Origin of the sequence: Amphritea sp., from assembly GCF_048266285.1 — a bacterium.
Classification (GTDB): domain Bacteria; phylum Pseudomonadota; class Gammaproteobacteria; order Pseudomonadales; family Balneatricaceae; genus Amphritea.
Map to the genome: position 1 here is coordinate 205,360 of NZ_JBLWZV010000001.1, position 23,467 is coordinate 228,826.

Annotated in this window: 22 protein-coding genes; 13 read left to right on the forward strand and 9 right to left on the reverse strand. The window is 48.5% G+C overall.

The features are described 5' to 3' along the window. The first annotated feature begins 98 nt into the window (after positions 1–98). The gene (locus tag ACN0T0_RS00950) at positions 99–1,307 is read left to right on the forward strand and encodes an ammonium transporter (protein WP_417222178.1); all 1,209 of its coding nucleotides are present in this window, start codon (positions 99–101) and stop codon (positions 1,305–1,307) included. Positions 1,308–1,662: 355 nt separating this feature from the next. Here ACN0T0_RS00950 and gltA read toward each other — a convergent pair whose 3' ends face one another. Beyond that, a complete protein-coding gene (gene gltA / locus ACN0T0_RS00955) occupies positions 1,663–2,943 on the reverse strand; it encodes a citrate synthase (protein WP_417222179.1) in 1,281 nt (426 codons plus the stop codon). 514 nt (positions 2,944–3,457) lie between these two features. Here gltA and sdhC point away from each other — a divergent pair. From sdhC to ACN0T0_RS01010, 11 genes are all read left to right on the forward strand, one after another. Continuing rightward, on the forward strand, positions 3,458–3,835 hold the full coding sequence (gene sdhC, locus ACN0T0_RS00960; RefSeq protein ID WP_417222182.1) for a succinate dehydrogenase, cytochrome b556 subunit: 378 nt from the start codon (positions 3,458–3,460) through the stop codon (positions 3,833–3,835). Then, a complete protein-coding gene (gene sdhD / locus ACN0T0_RS00965; RefSeq protein WP_417222184.1) occupies positions 3,829–4,176 on the forward strand; it encodes a succinate dehydrogenase, hydrophobic membrane anchor protein in 348 nt (115 codons plus the stop codon). Before sdhC ends, sdhD begins: the two co-directional genes overlap by 7 nt. Before the next feature lies 1 nt (position 4,177). Continuing rightward, positions 4,178–5,953, forward strand: a complete 1,776-nt coding sequence (gene sdhA / locus ACN0T0_RS00970; RefSeq protein ID WP_417222186.1) for a succinate dehydrogenase flavoprotein subunit — start codon at positions 4,178–4,180, stop codon at positions 5,951–5,953. Between the two features lie 12 nt (positions 5,954–5,965). Next, the gene (locus tag ACN0T0_RS00975; RefSeq protein WP_417222187.1) at positions 5,966–6,670 is read left to right on the forward strand and encodes a succinate dehydrogenase iron-sulfur subunit; all 705 of its coding nucleotides are present in this window, start codon (positions 5,966–5,968) and stop codon (positions 6,668–6,670) included. Between the two features lie 294 nt (positions 6,671–6,964). Beyond that, positions 6,965–9,796 (forward strand): 2-oxoglutarate dehydrogenase E1 component, encoded by a 2,832-nt coding sequence (locus ACN0T0_RS00980; RefSeq protein ID WP_417222189.1) that lies wholly within the window; start codon positions 6,965–6,967, stop codon positions 9,794–9,796. A gap of 48 nt (positions 9,797–9,844) precedes the next feature. Further along, positions 9,845–11,053 carry a 2-oxoglutarate dehydrogenase complex dihydrolipoyllysine-residue succinyltransferase gene (odhB, locus tag ACN0T0_RS00985; protein ID WP_417222191.1) on the forward strand — a complete coding sequence of 403 codons (1,209 nt, stop codon included), beginning with the start codon at positions 9,845–9,847 and terminating at the stop codon, positions 11,051–11,053. Between the two features lie 40 nt (positions 11,054–11,093). After that, on the forward strand, positions 11,094–12,527 hold the full coding sequence (gene lpdA, locus ACN0T0_RS00990; protein ID WP_417222193.1) for a dihydrolipoyl dehydrogenase: 1,434 nt from the start codon (positions 11,094–11,096) through the stop codon (positions 12,525–12,527). A 162-nt stretch (positions 12,528–12,689) separates the two neighbouring features. Beyond that, complete coding sequence (gene sucC / locus ACN0T0_RS00995; protein ID WP_417222195.1) at positions 12,690–13,856, forward strand: ADP-forming succinate--CoA ligase subunit beta; 1,167 nt, start codon at positions 12,690–12,692, stop codon at positions 13,854–13,856. A 2-nt stretch (positions 13,857–13,858) separates the two neighbouring features. Next, entirely contained in the window at positions 13,859–14,734 is an 876-nt protein-coding gene (gene sucD / locus ACN0T0_RS01000; protein ID WP_126158038.1) for a succinate--CoA ligase subunit alpha, read from the forward strand. Between the two features lie 153 nt (positions 14,735–14,887). After that, positions 14,888–15,166 (forward strand): HlyU family transcriptional regulator, encoded by a 279-nt coding sequence (locus tag ACN0T0_RS01005; protein ID WP_417222198.1) that lies wholly within the window; start codon positions 14,888–14,890, stop codon positions 15,164–15,166. Between the two features lie 5 nt (positions 15,167–15,171). Further along, a complete protein-coding gene (locus tag ACN0T0_RS01010) occupies positions 15,172–15,669 on the forward strand; it encodes an MOSC domain-containing protein (RefSeq protein ID WP_417222200.1) in 498 nt (165 codons plus the stop codon). A gap of 140 nt (positions 15,670–15,809) precedes the next feature. Here ACN0T0_RS01010 and nhaA read toward each other — a convergent pair whose 3' ends face one another. From nhaA to ACN0T0_RS01030, 4 genes are all read right to left on the reverse strand, one after another. After that, positions 15,810–17,177, reverse strand: coding sequence for a Na+/H+ antiporter NhaA (nhaA, locus tag ACN0T0_RS01015; protein WP_417222202.1), 1,368 nt, complete (start codon positions 17,175–17,177; stop codon positions 15,810–15,812). A gap of 117 nt (positions 17,178–17,294) precedes the next feature. Continuing rightward, positions 17,295–17,687, reverse strand: a complete 393-nt coding sequence (locus ACN0T0_RS01020) for a hypothetical protein (protein WP_417222204.1) — start codon at positions 17,685–17,687, stop codon at positions 17,295–17,297. Positions 17,688–18,186: 499 nt separating this feature from the next. Beyond that, on the reverse strand, positions 18,187–19,932 hold the full coding sequence (locus ACN0T0_RS01025) for a DEAD/DEAH box helicase (RefSeq protein WP_417222207.1): 1,746 nt from the start codon (positions 19,930–19,932) through the stop codon (positions 18,187–18,189). A 106-nt stretch (positions 19,933–20,038) separates the two neighbouring features. Beyond that, positions 20,039–20,686 (reverse strand): DUF3047 domain-containing protein, encoded by a 648-nt coding sequence (locus tag ACN0T0_RS01030; protein ID WP_417222208.1) that lies wholly within the window; start codon positions 20,684–20,686, stop codon positions 20,039–20,041. 339 nt (positions 20,687–21,025) lie between these two features. Here ACN0T0_RS01030 and ACN0T0_RS01035 point away from each other — a divergent pair, with 339 nt between their 5' ends. Then, entirely contained in the window at positions 21,026–21,331 is a 306-nt protein-coding gene (locus ACN0T0_RS01035; protein WP_417222209.1) for an MGMT family protein, read from the forward strand. A gap of 116 nt (positions 21,332–21,447) precedes the next feature. Here the strand turns inward: ACN0T0_RS01035 and ACN0T0_RS01040 are convergent, their stop codons facing one another. Genes ACN0T0_RS01040 through purN form a run of 4 tightly spaced genes read right to left on the reverse strand, consistent with a single transcriptional unit; the run spans position 21,448 to position 23,467 of the window. Then, positions 21,448–21,843, reverse strand: coding sequence for an immunity 22 family protein (locus tag ACN0T0_RS01040; RefSeq protein ID WP_417222212.1), 396 nt, complete (start codon positions 21,841–21,843; stop codon positions 21,448–21,450). Beyond that, a complete protein-coding gene (locus ACN0T0_RS01045) occupies positions 21,840–22,106 on the reverse strand; it encodes a YfcL family protein (protein ID WP_417222213.1) in 267 nt (88 codons plus the stop codon). The genes ACN0T0_RS01040 and ACN0T0_RS01045 overlap by 4 nt, the downstream gene beginning before the upstream one ends. After that, on the reverse strand, positions 22,106–22,810 hold the full coding sequence (locus ACN0T0_RS01050; RefSeq protein WP_417222215.1) for a DUF3108 domain-containing protein: 705 nt from the start codon (positions 22,808–22,810) through the stop codon (positions 22,106–22,108). Before ACN0T0_RS01050 ends, ACN0T0_RS01045 begins: the two co-directional genes overlap by 1 nt. Before the next feature lie 3 nt (positions 22,811–22,813). Beyond that, positions 22,814–23,467, reverse strand: a complete 654-nt coding sequence (gene purN, locus ACN0T0_RS01055) for a phosphoribosylglycinamide formyltransferase (protein WP_417222217.1) — start codon at positions 23,465–23,467, stop codon at positions 22,814–22,816.

A 23,467-nucleotide genomic window follows, 5' to 3' on the forward strand; every position in this document is an offset into this window, starting at 1 on the left:
CAGCATCCAAACTATTCTAATAAAATTTAAATGCACTATTTAGGTGCTGATGATAGAGGTCAGCCTTAAATGAGTGCGTTATTCAGCAGGAGATCTCCGTGGAAAGCGTTAATAGTGCTGTAGAAACACTCGTCCAGAGTTCAAATACGTTATTTATTCTGATGGGGGCGATCATGGTGTTTGCCATGCATGCTGGGTTTGCCTTTCTTGAGGTAGGCACAGTACGGCAGAAGAACCAGGTGAATGCGTTGGTGAAAATAATGACGGATTTCGGATTTTCCGCAGTGGCTTATTTTTTTATCGGCTATTGGGTGGCGTACGATGTGACGTTTTTTCAGGATGCGGAAACGTTATCTCAAGGTAATGGCTATGAGTTGGTTAAATTCTTCTTTCTGCTGACCTTTGCGGCAGCAATTCCCGCTATTGTCTCGGGTGGTATTGCTGAGCGGGCGCGGTTTTGGCCCTTCTTGATTGCCTCGTCGTTGATTGTTGGTTTTGTTTATCCATTTTTTGAAGGCATTATCTGGAACGGTAACTATGGTATTCAGGATTGGCTTGAGGCGTCTTTTGGTGCTGCATTTCATGACTTTGCTGGATCGGTTGTGGTACATGGCGTCGGTGGTTGGTTAGGTCTTGTGGCGGTGATTATGTTGGGTATCCGTAAGGGGCGTTATCGCGGTGGCAAGTTGGTGGCGTTTCCGCCATCGAATATTCCGTTTTTGGCGCTCGGTGCGTGGATTCTATGTATCGGTTGGTTCGGTTTTAATGTGATGTCTGCGCAGACGCTGGAAGGTATTTCGGGCTTAGTGGCGGTGAACAGTTTGATGGCGATGGTTGGTGGTATTATCGTGTCATTGCTGTTGGGTAAAAATGACCCGGGTTTCATTCATAATGGGCCTTTGGCTGGGCTGGTGGCGATCTGTGCGGGTTCCGATATTGTCCATCCTATCGGTGCGCTGATGATTGGTGGTGTAGCTGGAGCATTATTTGTCTGGATGTTTACCGTCGTGCAAAACCGTTGGAAGATTGATGATGTTCTCGGTGTGTGGCCATTACACGGTCTCTGTGGTGCTTGGGGCGGGATTGCGGCCGGTATCTTTGGCTCAACCGCGCTAGGTGGTTTAGGCGGTGTCAGTCTGCTGACGCAGTTGGTCGGTACTGGGATGGGTATTGCTATCGCGGTGGTCGGTGGTGTTATCGTTTATGGTGGATTGAAGGTCGTTATGGGGCTGCGGCTTGATGAAGAAGAGGAGTTCAACGGTGCGGACCTCTCTATTCATAATATTGAGTCGGTATCGGCTGACTGAGCTTGCATAAACACTATGCTTAAGCCTGCGTCAGCGGGCCGATTAAAAAACCAGGCTTGCCTGGTTTTTTTGTGTTTATGGCATAGGTGTTGAAAGCGGTTAAGTTTTTGTTGCTTGAGTGGTGAGGTTGTTGAAAAGGCCTTAGGATTGATCTTTAGGGTTTTGTTGGGTTGTTCTTCGTTTTGCCGGTATCTGGGGCTCATGACGGGCTTGGGCTGTGCTGCGAACTGTGCGGATTAATGATCGTGCTGTGGCTGTGGTCATCGTGTGAAGGAGTGGTTGGTGTGGATCTGTGCGTGCATTATTGAAGAGACAAAAAAAAGCCGCTAGTAGCGGCTTTTTTGTCTTTGGCGTATTACTTCTTAGGGTAATCGCGTTGTACAGGTCCTGTGTACAGCTGACGTGGACGACCGATTTTGTTCGGGCTGCTGTGGAATTCACTCCAATGGGAGATCCAGCCGATAGTACGTGACAGCGCGAAGATAACGGTGAACATGTTAGTCGGAATGCCGACCGCTTTAAGGATGATGCCTGAGTAGAAGTCTACGTTTGGATAGAGTTTGCGATCCACGAAATATTGATCTTCTAGGGCGATCTGCTCGAGGCGTTTAGCGATCTTCAGCAGAGGGTCATTTTCGATGCCTAGCTCAGCCAGTACTTCGTCGCAGGTTTGCTTCATCACTTTGGCGCGAGGGTCAAAGTTACGGTAAACCCGGTGACCGAAGCCCATTAGGCGGAAAGAATCGTCAGGATCTTTAGCGCGCTGGATGAACTCTTCGATATTGGATTCATCACCAATTTCGTTCAGCATGGTCAGCACGGCTTCGTTTGCGCCGCCGTGGGCAGGGCCCCAAAGTGCAGCAATACCGGAAGCGATACAGGCGAATGGGTTAGCGCCAGAAGAGCCAGCCAGACGCACGGTAGATGTAGAGGCGTTTTGTTCATGATCTGCATGCAATAGGAAGATCTTGTCCATCGCTTTGGCGAGCACAGGATTAGTGACATAGTCAGAACATGGGTTGCCAAACATCATTTGTAGGAAGTTGTCAGCATAGTCCAGATCGTTACGTGGATACTGGAATGGCTGGCCGATGCTGTACTTGTAACACATGGCCGCAATCGTCGGCATTTTAGCAATCAGACGGTAAGCGCAGACTTCCCGATGATGCGCATCATCGATATCCAAGGAGTCGTGGTAGAAGGCCGACAGTGCGCCCACAACGCCGACCATGATAGCCATTGGGTGTGCGTCACGGCGGAAGCCGTTAAAGAAGTGGAGCATCTGTTCGTGAACCATAGTGTGGTTCTTAACAGTATCGACGAAGGTTTGCTTTTGCTCGGGAGTTGGTAGTTCTCCATTCAGCAGCAAGTAACATACTTCGAGGTAATCAGAATTTTCTGCCAGCTGCTCAATCGGATAGCCACCGTGCAATAGAACGCCTTTGCCACCATCGATGTAGGTAATAGCGGAATCACAAGCCGCAGTAGAAACAAAGCCAGGATCGTAAGTGAACAGGCCTTTACCAGTCAGGGCGCGTACATCAATAACATCAGGTCCCATAGTACCAGTGTAAACCGGTAATTCGAATACCTCGTCGATGCCGTCGACTGTTAAGCGTGCTTTTTTGTCAGCCATTATAGGCTCCTATCATTTCTGTTTAATCTGAATGACTTTATAAATTGTAGTAGGGTAATTTTGTCGCCACAGCAGGGTTTGCAGTTAATCCTGTGGGCGCACGGCCCTTAATTATCAGTCACAGTCTAAAGGGTTTAGCTCGTAACAGGACCCTGACACTATAGTGAGTTGAATGCGTTTGTCAATTCAATTACACCTCCTTTTATTGCAATGCAGCAATGCGCTAAGCCTTTGTATTAGCGCTCTAACAGGAAAATTAAATTAGCTGAATAATCATTTGGTTGTAGGCGATTAGAAGGCTGTGTGCAGTATAAAAAACACTAGACAATAGACGTAGAAACAGTGTTGGTTAATTGTATTGCGACAATTTGCTGGTATACTCCGTTTCCAGCTTGCATTGCTCATTTCGGGATGGGATGCAGGCGCTGGACCGAGGTACTTATCTTTGTCTTTGTACACTACCTTTAACAACCTGGCCCTGCAATTGGGCTTAACATAAGTGTGAACAAGAGCCGTGAACGAGAAAAGACCCGTAAACTTAGATCTACGAACTATTAAACAGCCACTTCCGGCTATCACTTCCATACTGCACCGTGCAACGGGGCTAGCGTTGTTCTTTGGCGCTTTCTTTATGCTGTATGCACTTGGAATGTCTCTTGAGTCCGAGCAAGGCTTTAATGCTGCTGCTCAGATGTTGACTGAGAGCTTCTTCGCGAAGCTGATTGCGTGGGGACTGGTTTCAGCGTTGCTGTATCACTTCTTTGCCGGTATCAAACATCTAGTAATGGATTTTGGTCATTGTGAAGAGTTAGAGAGCGGTAAGATGGCTGCCAAGGTTACTTTGGTGGTATCTGCTGTTGCTATTCTGCTGGCAGGAGTATGGATATGGTAACTTCAATTACAAGTTTTGGCCGGAGTGGGCTATACGACTGGATGATTCAGCGTGTAACTGCTGTTGTGCTGCTTGCTTTTACAGTTTTTATGATGGGCTACATGCTGTTCAATCCAGATTTGGATTATCAGCAGTGGAGTGAATTGTTCAGTTGTACCGCTATGCGCATTTTTGCATTGCTGGCGATACTGTCTATGGCGGCTCACGCCTGGATCGGTATGTGGTCAATTTCAACTGACTACATCAAGCCAACTGGCATTCGCTTCTTGTTCCAGTCCGCTTGTGGTCTCTTGACGTTTATATACGTCGCTTGGGGCGTTCAGATTCTGTGGGGAGTGTAAGATGAGCAGCAAGTTACGTACGCTGACTTTTGACGGTATTGTCATCGGTGGTGGTGGCGCAGGAATGCGTGCCGCACTGCAATTGGCCCAGGGTGGCCTCAATACCGCGTGTATTACTAAAGTATTTCCAACCCGTTCGCACACCGTATCAGCCCAGGGTGGTATTACCTGTGCGATTGCGAGTGTTGATCCGAACGATGATTGGCGCTGGCACATGTACGATACCGTTAAAGGTTCCGATTATATCGGTGACCAAGACGCTATCGAATACATGTGTTCTGTTGGCCCTCAAGCGGTATTTGAGCTAGACCATATGGGTCTGCCGTTCTCCCGTACTGAAGAAGGCCGTATCTACCAACGTCCGTTTGGTGGTCAGTCTAAAAACTTCGGTGAGGGCGGTCAGGCTGCTCGTACCTGTGCTGCCGCTGACCGTACGGGTCACGCACTGTTGCACACGCTGTATCAGGCGAATATTAAAGCCGGTACGACCTTCATGAATGAATGGTATGCGGTTGATCTGGTCAAAAATAAAGACGGTGCAGTTGTTGGTGTTATCGCTATCTGTATTGAAACCGGTGAAACGGTTTACGTTAAAGCGAAAGCTACGGTGCTGGCTACTGGCGGCGCTGGACGTATCTTCCAGTCTACTACCAATGCTCTGATCAATACCGGTGACGGTATGGGTATGTCTTTGCGTGCGGGTGTGCCTGCGCAGGATATGGAGATGTGGCAGTTCCACCCAACCGGTATTGCGGGTGCGGGTGTACTGGTGACTGAAGGTTGTCGTGGTGAAGGTGGTTACCTGGTCAATAAAGACGGTGAGCGCTTCATGGAACGTTATGCGCCAAACGCCAAAGATCTTGCAGGTCGTGACGTTGTTGCACGTTCAATGGTACTTGAGATCCTCGCGGGTCGTGGTTGCGGTGAAAACGGCGATCATGTATTCCTGAAACTCGATCACCTCGGTGAAGAAGTTTTGCAGTCTCGTCTACCAGGTATTTGTGAGTTGTCTAAGACATTCGCTCATGCTGATCCCGTTAAAGAGCCTGTGCCGGTTGTGCCGACCTGTCACTACCAGATGGGTGGCGTTGCCACTAACGTTGGTGGCCAAGCGATTGGTCGCGATACGGACGGCAATGATTATATCATTGATGGTCTGTTTGCTTGTGGTGAAGTGGCTTGTGTATCAGTACACGGTGCTAACCGCTTAGGTGGTAACTCACTGCTTGACTTGGTTGTCTTTGGTCGTGCTGCGGGTATACAAATCGAGAAGCAGATGGCTGAAGGCTACGCTGTTGATGATGCAACTGAAGCTGACATTGAGCAAGCGATGGCACGCCTGAATCGTCTGAACAATTCTACCGGTGGTGAGCGTGTTTCTGAGGTTCGTGCTGATCTTCAGAAAACCATGCAGTTGTATTTCGGTGTATTCCGTGAAGGCGAAAGCATGGAGAAAGGCCTTGAGATGTTGAAGGAGATTCGTACACGTGTCTCTAATCTGCACCTTGAAGATAAGTCTAAGTCTTTCAACACTGCACGCATCGAAGCCCTTGAGTTGGAAAACCTGATGGAAGTTGCTGAGGCAACGGCTATCGCAGCACTGACACGGACGGAAAGTCGCGGCGCTCACGCCCGTAATGATTACACTGAACGTGATGATGTTAACTGGTTGTGCCACTCAATGTTTGATCCGAAGACCAAAGAGATCACTAAGCGTGATGTAAACTTTGCTCCGAAGACCATGGATGCATTCCCACCAAAAGTTCGAACTTACTAAGGGGTTGTTACGATGCTGGTAAGTGTATATCGCTATAATCCTGAGATCGATGATGCGCCTTACATGCAGGATATCCATATTGATATCCCGGGTGGTAAGGACATCATGGTATTGGATCTGCTGCAACTACTGAAAGACAAGGATCCGACGTTAGGATATCGTCGTTCATGTCGTGAAGGTGTATGTGGCTCAGATGGTATGAACATGAACGGCCTGAATGGTCTGGCATGTATCACACCATTATCTGAAGTTGTTGAAAGTGACAAGCTTGTATTGCGTCCGTTGCCGGGTCTGCCGGTTATTCGTGACCTAGTTGTCGATATGACTCAGTTCTATACGCAGTACGAAAAGATCAAGCCGTTCTTGATCAACGATACGCCGCCACCGGCGATCGAACGTCTGCAGTCACCAGAAGAGCGCGCTGAGCTGGATGGTTTGTACGAGTGTATTCTCTGTGCATGCTGTTCTACTGCCTGCCCATCTTTCTGGTGGAACCCTGATAAGTTTGTTGGACCGTCTGGTCTGCTACAGGCTTATCGCTTCTTGGCTGACAGTCGTGATACGGCTACTTCGGAGCGACTGGCCGAGTTGGATGATCCTTTCAGCGTTTTCCGCTGCCACGGGATCATGAACTGTGTCGCGGTTTGTCCTAAAGGGCTTAACCCGACTAAGGCAATCGGTAAGATCCGCAACATGTTGCTTTCACAAGCGACCTGATTGCAAAAATAAGGCGGCTCCTGTTGGAGCCGCTTTTTTTTAAGTAATTTTTGGATACTAGTCAAAAGACTTATATCCGTTTGTATGGAAAGTTTTTAGAATTCCCTCTGCATTGATATATGAACCAAGCGTTAAAAAGCGTAGAATCACGTCCCGTATGCTCTGTACCTCTAACAGGGCATAGACGTGAGAAATAATAACGGTAACTAAACAGGGGACGGCCCAAAAGGCCAGTTGGACAGGACGTGGTGCATCCTGTACTTCCAAAGTACCCCTGAGCCAGGGTGATCAAGAATGCAAGAAGGCATAATGGAGCTGATGTGGAAGAATGCCCATCTATACGGTGGCAACCTGTCTTACATTGAGCAGCTATATGAATCCTATCTGATGGACCCCAACGCGATTCCTCAGGAATGGCGTGAAGAATTTGACCGACTACCCAAAGTCGGCGACAACCTGACCCAGGATGTTCCACATTCTACGGTTCGGGATCATTTCCTCTATTTGGCTAAGAATCAGCGCCATGCTGCGCCTGTGGGCGGTAACAGCAGTAGCTCTGAACATGAGAAAAAGCAGATCCGTGTATTGCGGATGATTAATGCTTATCGTGTCCGTGGTCATCAGGCAGCCGATATCGATCCGCTGAACCTGAGTCAGCGTGAACCGGTGCCGGATCTCGATCCGCGTTTTCATGAATTATCTGCAGCCGATTTCGATACTACATTCCAAACAGGTTCCCTGTTCTTTGGTAGTGAAGAGGCCACGCTTAAAGAGATTCTCGACGATCTAAACAAAACCTACTGCACAACAGTGGGCGCTGAATATATGCATATCGTCGATACTCAAGAAAAACGCTGGATTCAATCTCGACTGGAACCCGTTCGCTCTCATCCCGTTGTCGATGCCGACAAGAAGATGATGGTGCTTGAACGTCTGACAGCGGCAGAAGGTCTGGAAAAATATCTGGGTTCCCGCTTTGCTGGTGCTAAACGTTTTGGTCTTGAGGGCGGTGAAACACTGATTGTTTCATTGAATACCTTGATCCAGCGTGCTGGTAAGCAAGGTGCTCGTGAGGTGGTTATCGGTATGGCTCACCGGGGGCGTTTGAACACCCTAGTGAATATCTTCGGTAAAAACCCGACCGAACTGTTTGGTGAGTTTGAAGGTAAGAAAACGCTGGAAACTTCGGGTGATGTGAAATACCACCAGGGCTTTTCATCCAACGTAATGACCGGTGGTGGTGAAGTTCACCTCGCGATGGCGTTTAACCCATCCCACCTTGAGATTTCGTCACCCGTTGTTGAAGGCTCCGTACGTGCTCGTCAAGATCGTCGTGAAGATTCGGTTGGTACGACGGTTGTGCCGGTCAATATTCACGGTGACCAAGCATTTGCGGGTCAGGGTGTGGTGATGGAGACATTCCAGATGTCCCAGACCCGTGCTTACAAGACCGGTGGTACGATTCATATTGTGGTGAATAACCAAGTTGGTTTTACCACTAACAAGCAGGAAGACTCCCGCTCGACTGAATACTGTACTGATATCGCTAAGATGGTTCAGGCGCCTATTTTCCATGTGAATGGTGATGACCCTGAAGCGGTGCGCTTTGTTACTCAGTTGGCGGTTGATTACCGTACTGAATTTAAGAAAGATGTGGTCATTGACCTGGTTTGTTATCGTCGTCGTGGTCATAACGAAGCGGATGAGCCATCAGGCACGCAGCCATTGATGTACAAACAGATCAAAGTGCAGAAGTCGACCCGCGAGCTCTATGCGCAGCAGTTGATCTCTGAGGGGCTTCTTACTGCTGAACAAAGTAAGCAGCTAGAGCTGGATTACCGTAAGGATCTGGAAGAGGGTAAGCATGTCACCCATTCCTTGGTATTGCAGCCTAACCAAGAGTTGTTTGTTGATTGGACGCCTTACTTAGGGCATCAGTGGTCATTTGATTGCGATACCCGTGTCGATAACAAGTTGCTGCAAGAGCTAGGCACTAAAATCTGTGAAGTGCCGGAAGGCTTCCAGGTTCAGCGTCAGGTTCAGAAAATCTACGACGACCGTAAGCGTATGGCGGTCGGTGCTATGCAATTGAACTGGGGTATGGCTGAATCGTTGGCTTATGCCACTATTCTGGCGGAAGGTTTCCCGGTTCGCTTGACCGGTCAGGACGTCGGCCGTGGTACATTCTCGCATCGTCACGCTGTGCTGCATGATCAGCGCAATGGTGAAGTCTATGAGCCACTGAAAAACATCGATGCGGATCAGCCTGTGCTAACCTTGCATGACTCCTTCTTGTCAGAAGAAGCGGTGTTAGCATTTGAATATGGTTATTCAACCACGATGCCGAACGCGCTCGTGATCTGGGAAGCTCAGTTTGGTGATTTCGCCAACGGCGCTCAGGTTGTTATCGACCAGTTTATTACCAGTGGTGAGCATAAGTGGGCTCGACTGTGTGGTTTGACCATGCTGTTGCCACATGGCTTTGAAGGACAGGGACCAGAGCACTCCTCCGCACGTCTAGAGCGCTACCTACAATTGTGTGCTGAACACAATATTCAGGTGTGTGTACCGACTACGCCGGCGCAGATGTTCCACCTGTTACGTCGTCAGATTGTTCGCCCACTGCGTAAGCCGTTAGTCGTCATGACACCGAAGAGCTTGTTGCGTCATAAGCAGGCGGTTTCTTCGCTGGATGAATTGTCCGATGGTGCTTTCTATCCCGTTATCGCTGAAACCGATACGCTGGAGCCGAAGAAGGTTAAACGCCTTGTGCTGTGTAGCGGTAAGGTTTATTACGATCTGTATAACCGTCGCGCCGAATTAGAGAAGGATGACGTTGCGATTATTCGTATTGAGCAACTGTATCCGTTCCCTGAAGATCAAATGTTTGATGCGATCAAAGATTACACTAACCTTGAATCTGTTGTTTGGTGTCAAGAAGAGCCAATGAACCAAGGTGCTTGGTATTGTTCGCAGCATCATATGCGCCATGCACTGGCTCGTCACAATGACAAGATTCATATGGAAGGTGTGGGTCGTCCACATGCCGCAGCTCCTGCCGTAGGTTACATTTCTGTACACCTTGAACAGCAGGAAAAACTGGTTAATGAAGCAATCAATGGCTAACAGGCCAGACAAAAAAGCCTGTTATGTAGCACTGAGAAAGGAAAAGACATGTCAATCGAAATCAAAACGCCGACCTTCCCTGAATCCGTAGCCGACGGTACTGTAGCGACCTGGCACAAACAGCCAGGTGAAGCTTGTGCTACCGATGAGCTGATCGTTGATATTGAAACTGATAAAGTTGTTTTGGAAGTTGTAGCGCCGTCTGATGGTGTGATCAAAGAGATCATCAAAGGTGAAGGCGATACTGTACTGAGTGAAGAAGTACTGGCTATTTTTGAAGCGGGTGCTGCGGCGTCTGCTGCACCGGCGGCCGCTGAAGCGCCTGCAGCATCTACGGATGCTTCTGCTTCAACGGATGCTGAAAAAGTCGGTCCAGCAGCACGAAAGCTGATTGAAGAAAATGGTTTGGATGCAAACCAGATCCCTGGTACTGGCAAGAATGGCGGTATCACTAAGGAAGATGTGGTTAACTTCCTGAAAACTAAACCTGCAGCAGCACCTGCCGCGCCGGTTAAGGTTGATAATGCAGCAGCACTGAATATCGTTAGCGGTGAGCGAGTCGAGAAGCGTGTACCAATGACGCGTCTGCGTGCCACTATCGCTAAGCGTTTGGTTGAAGCACAGCAAAGCGCTGCCATGCTGACAACCTATAACGAAGTCAATATGAAGCCGATCATGGAACTGCGTAAGCAGTACAAAGATCTGTTCGAGAAGACCCATAACGGTACTCGTTTAGGCTTTATGTCTTTCTTCGTTAAAGCCGCGACTGAAGCGTTGAAGCGTTTCCCAGCGGTGAATGCCTCTATCGATGGTAACGACATGGTTTATCATGGTTATCAAGATATTGGTGTTGCTGTATCCACTGAACGTGGCCTGATGGTGCCTGTTCTGCGTGACACGGATGCAATGACATTGGCTGATGTTGAATCTACGATTGCCGATTTCGGTAAACGTGGCCGTGACGGTAAGCTGGGTCTGGATGATATGCAAGGCGGTACATTCACAATCACCAACGGTGGTGTGTTTGGTTCGTTGATGTCCACACCTATTCTGAATCCGCCACAAACCGCTATCATGGGTATGCACAAAATCCAGGACCGCCCTATGGCTGTGAATGGACAGGTTGAAATTCTGCCTATGATGTATCTAGCGTTGTCCTACGACCATCGTATGATTGATGGTAAGGAAGCGGTACAATTCCTCGTGACTATTAAAGACCTTCTGGAAGATCCTGCACGTATGCTGCTGGAAGTTTAATTCAGTCCATTAATAGAACGAATCGATAGGTAGGAAAGAGATGTCTGATAAATTTGACGTAATTGTAATTGGTGCAGGCCCTGGCGGTTATGTAGCCGCTATTCGCGCAGCACAGTTGGGTCTGAAAACTGCGTGTGTAGAAAAATGGGTTGATGGCAAAGGGGCTCCTGTATTGGGAGGTACTTGTCTAAACGTGGGTTGTATCCCTTCTAAAGCATTGCTTGAGTCAACACATCAGTTCCATAAGACACAGCACGCTGACGTACATGGCATCCAGACGGGTGATATCTCCATGGATGTTAAAAAAATGGTTGCCCGCAAGAATAAAATCGTTAGCAACCTGACCATGGGTGTTGCCGGTCTATTTAAGGCCAATGGCGTTACGGTTATCCAAGGTATGGGTAAATTGCTGGCGAATAAGCAGGTTCAAGTGACTGCTGCTGATGGCACGGCAACTGTTTATGCTGCTGACAATGTGATTCTCGCTTCAGGTTCTGTGCCGGTAGAAATTCCGCCAGCTCCGCTGACTGAAGGTTTGATTCTGGACAACGAAGGCGCATTGAATATCGATGAAACACCGAAGCGTTTGGGTGTTATCGGTGCCGGTGTTATCGGGCTTGAAATGGGCTCTGTCTGGGCGCGTTTGGGTACTGAAGTCACCGTATTGGAAGCGATGGATGAGTTCTTGGGCATGGCCGATAAGGACGTTGCTAAAGAAGCGGCTAAAGTCTTTAAGAAGCAGAACCTTGATATCAAACTGGGTGCACGTTGCACCGGTACAGAAATCAATGGTCAAGAAGTCACCCTGAAGTATACCGATGCTGAAGGCGATAAAGAGCTGGTTGTCGATAAGTTGATCGTTGCTGTTGGTCGTCGTCCATTGACTAAAGGTCTGTTGGCGGATGATTCTGGCGTTAAACTGGATGAGCGCGGCTTTATCTTTGTTGATGGTCAGTGTCGTACTGAAGCGCCGGGCGTGTATGCGGTTGGTGACTCTGTACGTGGCCCTATGTTGGCTCACAAGGCATCTGAAGAAGGCATCATGGTGGCTGATATTATCGCCGGACATCATGCACAGATGAATTATGATGTTATTCCTAGCATTATCTACACTCATCCTGAATTGGCCTGGGTTGGTAAGACTGAGCAAGAGCTTAAAGCGGCTGGCGTTGCCATTAAAGTGGGTAAATTCCCATTCGCTGCTTCGGGTCGTGCGATGGCTGCCGATGATACGGACGGTTTCGTTAAAATGATTGCCGATGAAGCAACCGATCGTATTTTGGGTGTTCATATGGTGGGTGGTATGGCTTCTGAGTTGATTGCTCAGGCGGCGATTGCGATGGAATTTGGTTCAACTGCAGAAGACTTGCAGTTAACTGTATTTGCGCACCCAACTGTATCGGAAGTAATCCATGAAGCAGCTTTGGCTGTTGATGGTCATGCTATCCATATGGCTAATCGTAAAAAGCGTTAATCGCTGTACAATAAGATTTTAAATTTCGGCCGGGTATTTCCCGGCCGATTATTGTAGAAGGTGGATCTGTTATCACCGGACGCAATTGGGCTGCGAAAAGGTACACTCTCCTATCTTTTCGCAGGTTCCTAGATAAGTGTGAAATAGACGACGGATTAGAGCATGAATCTTCATGAGTACCAAGGTAAACAGCTGTTTGCCGAATATGGTCTGCCGGTTTCAAAAGGAATCGCGGTAGATACTCCAGAAGCTGCTGCGGCGGCTGCTGAGAAAATTGGCGGTGATAAGTGGGTAGTTAAAACGCAGGTTCACGCAGGTGGCCGCGGTAAGGCTGGCGGCGTAAAGCTGATCAACTCTCCTGCTGAAGCAAAGGAATTTGCTGCCAACTGGCTGGGTAAAAACCTGGTAACTTACCAAACTGACGCTAATGGTCAGCCTGTTTCCAAAATTCTGGTTGAAGACTGCACTGATATTGCTAATGAGCTATATCTGGGTGCGGTTGTTGATCGTTCATCTCGTCGTATCGTCTTCATGGCCTCTACTGAAGGTGGTGTTGAGATCGAGAAGGTTGCGGAAGAAACACCAGAGAAAATTCTTAAAGCGACAATTGATCCTGTCACCGGTGCACAGCCATATCAGGCGCGTGAACTGGCATTCAAACTGGGTCTTGAAGGCGTTCAGATTAAGCAGTTTACTCAGATTTTCCTGGGTCTGGCTAAGATGTTCAAAGAGAAAGATCTGGCTCTGCTTGAAATTAACCCGCTGGTTATTACTACCGAAGGCAACCTGCACTGCTTGGATGCTAAAGTAGCGATCGATGGTAACTCTGTTTACCGTCATAAAGATCTGCAAGCGATGCAAGATCCTTCACAAGAAGACGAGCGTGAAGCACGCGCGGCTCAGTGGGAACTTAACTATGTAGCGCTGGATGGTACCATCGGTTGTATGGTTAACGGTGCTGGCTTGGCAATGGGTACGATGGATATCGTTTCTTTGTTCGGCGGATTTCCGGCTAACTTCCTGGATGTTGGTGGCGGCGCAACTAAAGAGCGTGTTACCGAAGCTTTCAAGATTATTCTTGAAGATTCTAAGGTTAAAGCCGTTCTGGTTAACATCTTTGGCGGTATCGTACGTTGCGATCTGATTGCTGAAGGTATTATCGGTGCAGTGAAGGAAGTAGGCGTAAAAGTACCAGTAGTTGTACGTCTGGAAGGTAACAATGCAGAGCTTGGTTCTAAGCTGTTGTCTGAGTCTGGTCTGGCTATCATTGCCGCGACTAGCCTGACAGATGCCGCTGAGCAAGCCGTTAAAGCAGCGGAGGGTAAATAACAATGTCCGTTCTGATTAATAAAGACACCAAAGTAATCTGTCAAGGTTTCACTGGTGGTCAGGGTACCTTCCACTCTGAACAAGCGATTGCTTACGGTACTAAAATGGTCGGTGGTGTTACACCGGGTAAAGGCGGTACTGAGCATTTAGGTCTGCCTGTATTTAATACGGTTGCCGAAGCGGTTGAAGTAACGGGTGCTGAAGCATCTGTTATCTATGTACCGGCTGCTTTCTGTAAGGATTCTATCCTTGAAGCGGCTAACAGTGGTATCAAACTGATCGTTTGTATCACTGAGCACATCCCAGTTCTTGATATGCTGGAATGTAAAGTGGTATGTGACAATCTAGGTGTTCGTCTGATCGGACCAAACTGCCCGGGTGTTATCACGCCGGGAGAGTGTAAGATTGGTATCATGCCAGGCCACATTCATCTGCCAGGTAAGGTCGGAATCGTTTCACGTTCCGGTACCCTGACTTATGAAGCGGTTAAGCAGACTACAGATGCTGGCTTCGGTCAGTCTACCTGTGTCGGTATTGGTGGTGACCCAATCCCAGGTTCTAACTTCATCGATATTCTGGAACTGTTCCAGAACGATCCACAGACTGAAGCGATTGTTATGATCGGTGAGATCGGTGGTTCTGCTGAAGAAGAAGCAGCAGCTTACATCAAAGCTAACGTAACTAAGCCTGTTGTCTCTTACATCGCTGGTGTTACTGCACCTGCGGGTAAGCGTATGGGTCATGCGGGCGCGATCATCTCTGGTGGTAAAGGTACAGCAGACGAGAAGTTTGCTGCTCTGGAAGCTGCTGGTGTTAAAACTGTTCGTTCCCTTGCTCAGATCGCTGACGGTCTGCGTGAAGTAACTGGCTGGAAATAAACGCACTGCGTTGTTCGAGTCGTTATGAGTGCTTAGCTACTTGTTAACGACTCGATGTTAGAAAAACCGCCTATCGGCGGTTTTTTTGTGCCTGTTGATTGCGTTTGATTCTTATCTGCAGGTATTCTGGTTTGATCTATTAAAGGAGTTGTTATGAGTCTGTTTTCTACTATCAAATCACTTTTCAGTTCGGCGGATAAAAAGCCGGAAGCGCCACAAGAATTACCCTCAGAAGAGTATCACGGCTTTACGATTACGCCGGCACCGGTGCATGAAGATGGCGGCTATCGTGTCAATGCGTTAATCACCAAGGGCGAGCAGAGCCATCAGTTTATACGGGCTGACATGCTGCCCTCCAGTGAAAGTTGTGCAACTGAGACGATACGTAAAGCTAAGCAGATGATTGATCAGCAGGGTGATGGGATCTTCTAGTTACTATGACTCAAAAACAGCTATTTGCCCGCTATGGCAAAGACCTTAAGTCCGGCCGGCTCGAGTGGATCGGCTTACGGCCCGGGCGTAAGCAGGCAATGTTAGTGGTTGATCAGGCGCAAGCGCTTACGGGGTTAGGTCTTGAAGGTGATCATCGGTGTGCTAAAACACCGGGTTCTGCACGGCAGGTCACACTGATCTCCAGTGAGTTCATCGGTTTGATTGAAACTTATACGGGCATCGCGCAGATAGATCCAAGTTTGCTGCGACGTAATTTAGTGGTTAGCGGTATCAATCTTAATGCCTTGCGGCATCAAACCTTTAGTATTGGTGGTGCGATCTTCGAAGCAACGGCATTATGTCATCCCTGTGTGCGTATGAATCAAGCGCTAGGGCAGGGCGGTGCAGCGGCGATGTTAGGCTATGGCGGGCTGTGTGCGCGGATTCTTGAGTCGGGGCTTGTGCGCCTCGGTGATCAGTTGAAGCCTTTAGAAGCTAGTTGAGTGAGTATGACGAGGTTGCGGCACAAGCGTCATCGGTAAGCAATCATAGATTAGGCTAGCTTAGCGTGGAGTGGGTAATTGATGGCCTTTACGGAAGGGGTGGAGAAAAGAGAGCCTTAGACTCTCTTTTCTCTGGAGGGTTATGCTTCGTTTTTGCTGGTTTTAAAGTACAGCCAAGCAAAGCCGATGAGGCCTGAGATTAAAGAGGCAAACAGAATGCCGGTTTTAGCCATCAGTAGGTCTGATGGGTATTGGGCAAAGCCTAATTCAGCGATGAAAATCGACATGGTGAAACCGATGCCGCCCATGAAGGCTACCCCGATGATATGATCGAAATTCAGGCCTTTCGGCAGTGAGCTAACTTTCAGTTTGACAGCCAGCCATGTAAATCCAGCGATACCAATTAACTTACCAAAAATCAGACCTGCACCTATACCCAGCGTGACCTGGTGTGAAAGTACTTCGGCATATTCAGACCAGTTAATAGGCACGCCGGCATTGGCAAGAGCGAAGATTGGAATGATCAGATAAGCCGATGGTAGGTGCAGTTTATGTTCGAGTACTTGAGCCGGTGCTTGAACTTTATAAACCCCTTCTCCAAGTGCCCGCACACGGGACCTTAATGCATCGTTTAATATAATATTCTCGTTTTGACCGAATACGCTTTTAATATGATCGGCGCTGTCGCGGACTAGAGCCAGAAAGCGCTTGGGGTCATATTTAGGTTTCATCGGAATAGTGAAGGCGAGTAAAACCCCTGCTAGGGTGGCATGTACGCCACTTTTTAGCATCGCGATCCAGAGAATAACGCCAATCAGGGAATAGGGTAGGATACGTCGTACACCACCAAGGTTGAGGCAGATGAGGACGAAGACCATTGCCCCTGCGGTCAATAGGGCAGGGATATTGATCGTTTCGGTATAAAATACCGCAATAACGACCACTGCGCCTAAGTCATCGACAATTGCTAGTGCCACCAGAAACATCAGTAGATTCTGTGGTACCCGGTTGCCTAGCAGCGCCAACGCGCCAAGGGCAAATGCGATGTCGGTGGCCATAGGGATACCCCAGCCGTTCAGGGTATGGCCTTCTGGGTTGATAGCTGCATAAATCAGCGCGGGCATCAGCATGCCGCCCACAGCGGCAATAATGGGTAATGATGCTTGCTTTATATTGGCCAGTTCGCCGACCAGCAGCTCGCGTTTCAATTCGAGGCCGACGACCAAGAAGAACAGCGCCATCAGACCGTCATTAATCCAATGGTGTAGCGTTTTGGATAATTGGAAGCCTTCGAAACCGATGACGAAGTGTGTTTGCAGTATGTGGTGATAGCCTTCATTTAGCTGGGTGTTAGCGACAACCAGTGCGACCACTGCAAACAGCATCAGTAAGATACCACTGGTGGTCTGGCGATGGATAAACTCCTCTAAAGGGGTCAGAACAGTCGCGAAAGCTTTTTCCCAGGGTGCGGTATACACTTTACCTACAGCCTTACTTTTACGTCTCATTGGTGACTCCTAAACTCTGTAATCGGCTAATTAATCTAAATTGTGTCGCTATCATAAATATTAGTCGCATCTGTTTTCTACGGTGTTCTCTGTCGTGTGTGGGTTGGATTAAGGGGTTTACTCTCGGCAAGGGTAGAGTGATTTGATGGTGTTATAAACGATGACATCCCGTTGAGTATTTTCGGGGTATGTGGTGCTTTTTAGTTTTTCGGTGACTTTATGGATCACTGTTTTGTCATCTATTCCCTCGGGTAGGCAGAAGCCTGCTAGATAGGTCGCTTGTGCATTAGGATGTTTTTTACCGAGTCGAGTGCGGTAGGCTCGCTGTAAAAAATCGCTTTCATTGCCTGTGTTGATGTTCTGAATAATAGCGCCATCGGTCAAGTTAGCACCAGCCAAAAAACCGGCAATATATTCAGAGCTGATATCCATATGGGCGTGTTCGTGGGCCATCGCGGGCGGCACAGAAAGAAAGGTCATTGCGAAAACTAAAGTAATGGCTTTTTTCATGGTGGGTTTCCTTTGATGTCAATTATCTGCTCAGGTGTGCGTTCAAGGTCAAGGCTGACAATGTCAACGTTGATCCTGTACGGCATTGGGGTGCAGATCAGCGAGAGGATTAATACGGCTGCCTTGGTTGTTCTGCTGTTTGATACTGATGGTTAATATCCTGTATTGAGACCGAATTGCTGGTGATAGGCCAGCTAGATTGTTTTTAATGAAAGCGGTTTAAGATGCATTCAATGCCTATGTTGGGTGCTTTAAAGGCACCCTGCTGTGAGGCTTAATGATCGATCTTTAGTTAGAGGTTAGCAGAGGGTGATGCGCTGTTGCAACTGAATCCTTAGTTAGATTTTTGTTGCTTTTGGATTGCTTTCAAGTAGTTATGCTGCAGTGCCTTGTAGGGCTTATTAGCATTTCATTGGCGGTTAACATTGGCTAATGTGGACGCAAAAAAAAGAGAGCCAATAGGCTCTCTTTTAATTAGTTTTTTAACACATAGGAGTGCTTAGCCTTCTCGTTTTGGCCGTGGCTTGCGAGGTGCACTACGATCGTTAGGGCCGCGACCTTTGCCTTTAAACTCTCCGCGTGGTTTGCGAGGAGCAGGGCGAGCAATTTCACCTTCCATCAGACTGATATCGATCTTCTTGCGACAGATAAACACGCCTTTGAGTTGCTGCAATACTTCGGTCGGCATGCCTTTAGGTAGCTGAACGGTGCTGTAATCATCAAATAGCCGGATATCACCGATATGGCGGCTGTTAATGTCAGCTTCGTTAGCAATTGCGCCGACGATGTTTTTAACCTGTATGCCGTCGTTACGGCCGACTTCAAGGCGGTATACATCGAGATCCGCATAGTTAATGCGTTCGCGCTTGGCACCACGATCGCTATCACGGTCGTTGTCTCGTTCGCGGCGAGCACGTGGCTCAGGCTCAGGCGGTAGAATCAGTGGTTTCTCTTTCTGTGCCATAAACAGCAAGGCAGAGGCTAGATCCAATGTTTCCAGCTTGGTTTCAGAAGCCAGTTGATCGATCAGCTCGCGGTAGGTTCCCATGTCTTCATCATTGAAGATAGTGGTAATCTGTTCGCGGAAAGATTCAAGGCGTTTGCTCTGCACCATATCCCGTGAAGGAAGGTCCATCTGCTTGATTGGCTGACGTGTCGCTTGTTCGATCTGTTTCAGCAGGCGACGTTCGCGTGGTGCAACAAAGAGAATCGCCTTACCGTCACGTCCAGCACGACCGGTACGACCGATACGGTGAACATAGGCTTCGGTGTCATAAGGGATATCATAGTTGATAACCATGCCGACACGCTCAACATCAAGACCCCGTGCGGCAACATCGGTTGCAACAACAATATCGAGTTTGGCGTCTTTCAGGCGCTGTACGGTGCGTTCACGTAGCTGCTGGTTCATGTCACCGTTAAGTGCTGCTGCAGAATAGCCACGAGCTTCAAGTTTTTCAGCAATTTCGGTGGTGGCTGTTTTCGTGCGGGCAAAAATAATGATACCGCCACAGTCTTCTGTTTCCAGAATACGAACCAGTGCATCAAGCTTGTTGACACCAGAAACGATCCAGCAGCGCTGATCGATGTTTTCCATGGTGGATGTTTTTGATGCAATTTTGATCTCTTGCGGATCGCGCATATAACGCTTAGTAATCCGACGGATCTGTTCCGGCATGGTGGCCGAAAATAGTGCAGTCTGACGTTCTGACGGCGTTTTAGCCATAATGGTTTCAACGTCATCGATAAAGCCCATGCGCAGCATTTCGTCGGCTTCGTCAAGCACCATTGCTTTGAGTTCGTCAAGCTTGAGTGTGCCGCGATCCAAGTGATCCATTACGCGACCAGGTGTACCCACGACAACATGTGGGCCACGACGCAGTTGTTTCAGCTGCAGGGCATAGCTTTGACCACCGTAGATCGGCAGTACATGGAAACCAGGAACGTGACGTGCATACGCTTGGAACGCTTCAGCCACCTGAACCGCGAGTTCGCGTGTTGGTGCTAGCACCAAAACCTGAGGTTTGTTGAGTTTCAGGTCAATACGGCTCAGTAAAGGTAAAGCAAAAGCAGCGGTTTTACCGGTACCTGTTTGTGCCATCCCCAGAACATCCTGCCCGTTCAGTAATAGCGGGATACAAGCGGCTTGAATTGGTGATGGTGTTTCATAGCCAAGCTCTGTGATGGATTTAAGAACGGAAGAGGGGAGATCAAGGTCGCTGAACGCGACTTGTGTGTCTGACATATTTGAAGGTACCGGAAGGAATGGAATTGTAAAACGCGGTATTATACGCCCATTATTAAATAAATGCCCGTTTTTTCTTGTTGCGATCACAGAGGGCGGATATTGTTCAGTTTAGTTCGATGTTGTCATACCAGCTGAGGAAGCTTGAGCCACCATTATCGCTGTCGGTCATGATGGCAATGGCCTCGATTTCGGTGTAAATGGTGTCAAAGGCTGTCTTGAGGTCGGCTTGTAAAGGGCGGTGGTGTTCGGTCCATTGCCCGGCCAGTTCTGTACCGCTATCAACTGCCCACATCTGCGCCTTGCTGGTGAACGGGTTATCCCAGCGGCTGTTGATCGGTTTGTTGTTAGACCAGACATAGACGAGGGTGCGTTTTTGCCAAAAAAACGGGCCGTCTGAAACTACGATGTAAACGCGTACCGGAAAGTCATCACCGGTTTTGCTGGTTTCGACCGCGTCAGGCCAGGTGTTGTTGATTTTCCAGCGCCAACTGAGTCGGGTGTCTGCGGTAATGGGTAAGGCCTGTTTATAAAAGAGGCCGGATGCTGATTGGTTAGAGCGGGCTTCCAATATCTCATTATCGCCTTCGGTTGTAAGGCTGTAGCGGGTTTCACCAACAAAGTTTTCGCTTTCCCATTGTGTTAGCCCTTGTTGATCAAAATCAGGAATGGCCGAGGCGAAGGCGCTTGCTGGACTCAGTGTTAGCAGTAGAAGCAAGTAGTGAGTTTGTATGAGTGCTTTTATACGGGGCATTATTTTCTTCATCATGGTGGCTTTGGGTTGCACTGCCGCTGAACTTTAGACCAATGTATCAGAGTTTGGTGTCTAATTCTCGTGGTGGTTGTTCTCTGGGGCGTTGTTATCAATAGTATTGTTTATCGCATGGTGTTGGTCTGTTAGAGTGCGCGCGAATGGGGGGGATTCCTCTAAATGTAATTGTTGTCGCCGTTTTTTCGCTCAGAAGGCGCTTGAGTGATTTCAAACTTTCTTTTTATGATGTTTTATTTGGTTCGGTTGGTCGCAATGGGCGTTTTGTTTAGGTTCAGTGTTTAGGCGTCGAATATCTAATGTTTGGTTTGCTTGAGGAGTGGTATGGCGCAGAATCCGGCGTATGAGATGATATGGCATGCGGTGGCGGCGATTCCTGAGGGGAGGGTTGCTACCTATGGTCAGGTGGCCCAGATGGCGGGTGTGCCCGGTGCGGCTAGAATGGTGGGGCGTTGTTTGAGTCAGTTGCCTAAGGATACTCAACTGCCTTGGTTTCGTGTGATTAATGCCAGTGGTCGAATATCTATGCCGGTTGGCAGTGAGGGGTATTTGAGGCAGGTGGAGTTGTTGCAAGAGGAGGGGGTTGCGGTGCTGAATGGGCGAATCAGCCTGGCTAAGTTTCGCTTTTAAGCCGTTTCGTTTTGAATAGGCTTTGTGTGGAAATGGGCTTGGTTTGTAGGTGAGTTTTGTTTTGCGTGAGGCGCTAGCGGCGAAGCAGGCCCTCACTTTGCTGGCAAAGGGTGCTGCTATTCTAAGTTGCCTGCGTCCATGTCGTATGGGAAGCAGCCAACAAAGTGCACGTATTCGTCTTCGAAGATATGAGTTTTCTTGGCGCGGTATTCAAAATCAAACAGCAGAATTATCCAGCTAACCTGTTTGTCACCCAGCTTTTCGATCTTTTTAATGATGGCATCACCATAGGAATATGACCAAGAGCATGGGGCGATAATCTCACGGATGGGAGCAATGCCTTTCTCACAGCCGTTAGTTTCCATGTTTTCAGGATCATATTCAGTAATTTCAAAGTTTTTAGCCCAGCGATCTAGGCCCTGTTCATCTTCTTCAAAATAACTATCGGGAATGGTTGCGAAGTCGGTGGTCGAATACCAGACTGAGACGATACCCTCTTTGTCAAAATTCATGCATTTGTCTCGCTGAGCTGTTGCCAGAGGGCGCGAATATCATTGATATCTTGCTCGCTTAGCTGGTCAATTTTAAAGGCGTTTTCTAAGCTTTGTTCTAGTTTTTGTCTAAACTGTTGAGCGGTATCGCCTTGCTCCGCGCTGACCAAGCTTATGTGACCGAGAAGGTAGCTGCACAGAAACAGTTGATTGGGTTCGGCGCCGTTCTCCATCTCGATCAGCTGGTTATACATTGAGTCGGCCTGTTGTTCGTATGGGGTCATCAGGGTTCCATAAATTCCAGTTTGTCGATTAGCAAGCTGTACTCCTTGCCGCTTTTTTCGACCTGTTGCAGTTTTACAACCATATAGTCGAGTTCTGGGGCGCACCACAGGAAGGTTTCGCGTTTACTGTCAGCCCCGCGATCGCGTTGAATCTTAACGGCTTCAAAAGTGCCTATAGCCGTTTCGACTGTTTCCGTGCCGACAATAATAAAGGGATAGATTTTGATCTTGTTGCCATCGGCCACTTGATAAGACAGCTGCTGTTTTCCGGCGGCTAAGTCGAGGCGCAGCTGCATTTGATAGCTGATTTTATCCTGAGTGCCGGTGGGGATTGTCATTGTTTTAGGCTGCTTTTTGCTAGCCTTTAAGACGCTGCTGTTGTTCCAGTCAAACTGCAACACGGTGTCCTTGTTGTTGCCAATGACTTTGCGATGATATTCGTAATGCTGTGGTACGACGTTATCGTCTTCTAGGGTGAATTCGGAATATTCGTCGACTTTGGCAATTAATGCCTCGGCACTGAGAGAGGCTTTCCACTGGTTACCGTTGCGTGTTAGTTCGCCAATAGCGTCGCCTCCGAAGGCGATGCCTATATCCCATTGGGCTTTATAAACAGCCTTGTAGGGTTTGAATAGTTCGGCGGCCTGTGCCGTGAGTGAGCAAGAAAGTAGTAAGGCCGGGATAAGTAGTTTACTGAATCGCATCAGTTACTCCTGAATGAATTGGTATCCTTCAGGTGGCAGATTAGTGCCATCGAGCTGAACAGCGCCTGAAACGGATAGCGTCAGACGGTCGGCACAGAACCACTCAACCGCTAGCGGATAAATTGTATGTTCCGTGCTGTGGACACGCTGCTGTAAGCTTTCGGCTGTATCGGTTGACTCAATGCTCAGGGGTGCTTGGATGGCGAGCGGGCCACCATCGAGTTCTTCTGTAACAAAGTGAACTGTGCAACCATGCTGTGCATCACCGGCATCCAAAGCGCGTTGGTGAGTATGCAGGCCTTTATATTTAGGTAGCAGGGATGGATGGATGTTAAGCATGCGTCCCTGATAGTGCCGCACAAACGCGGGCGTGAGGATGCGCATAAAGCCCGCCAGCACAATGAGATCTGGCGTATATGCATCAATGGCATCGATCATCGCTTTATCGAAATTTTCGCGGCTGTCATAATCGTTATGATTGATCATGATTTGAGGAATGCCGGCTGTTTTAGCCCGCTCAAGGCCGAACGCTTCTGCTTTATTACTCAGTACCGCAGCGATGCGGCCATCAATCTGGCCGCTCGCGATAGCATCGATGATCGCTTGCAGGTTTGAGCCGCTGCCGGAGATCAGAACAACAATGCTTTTGTCTGCCAT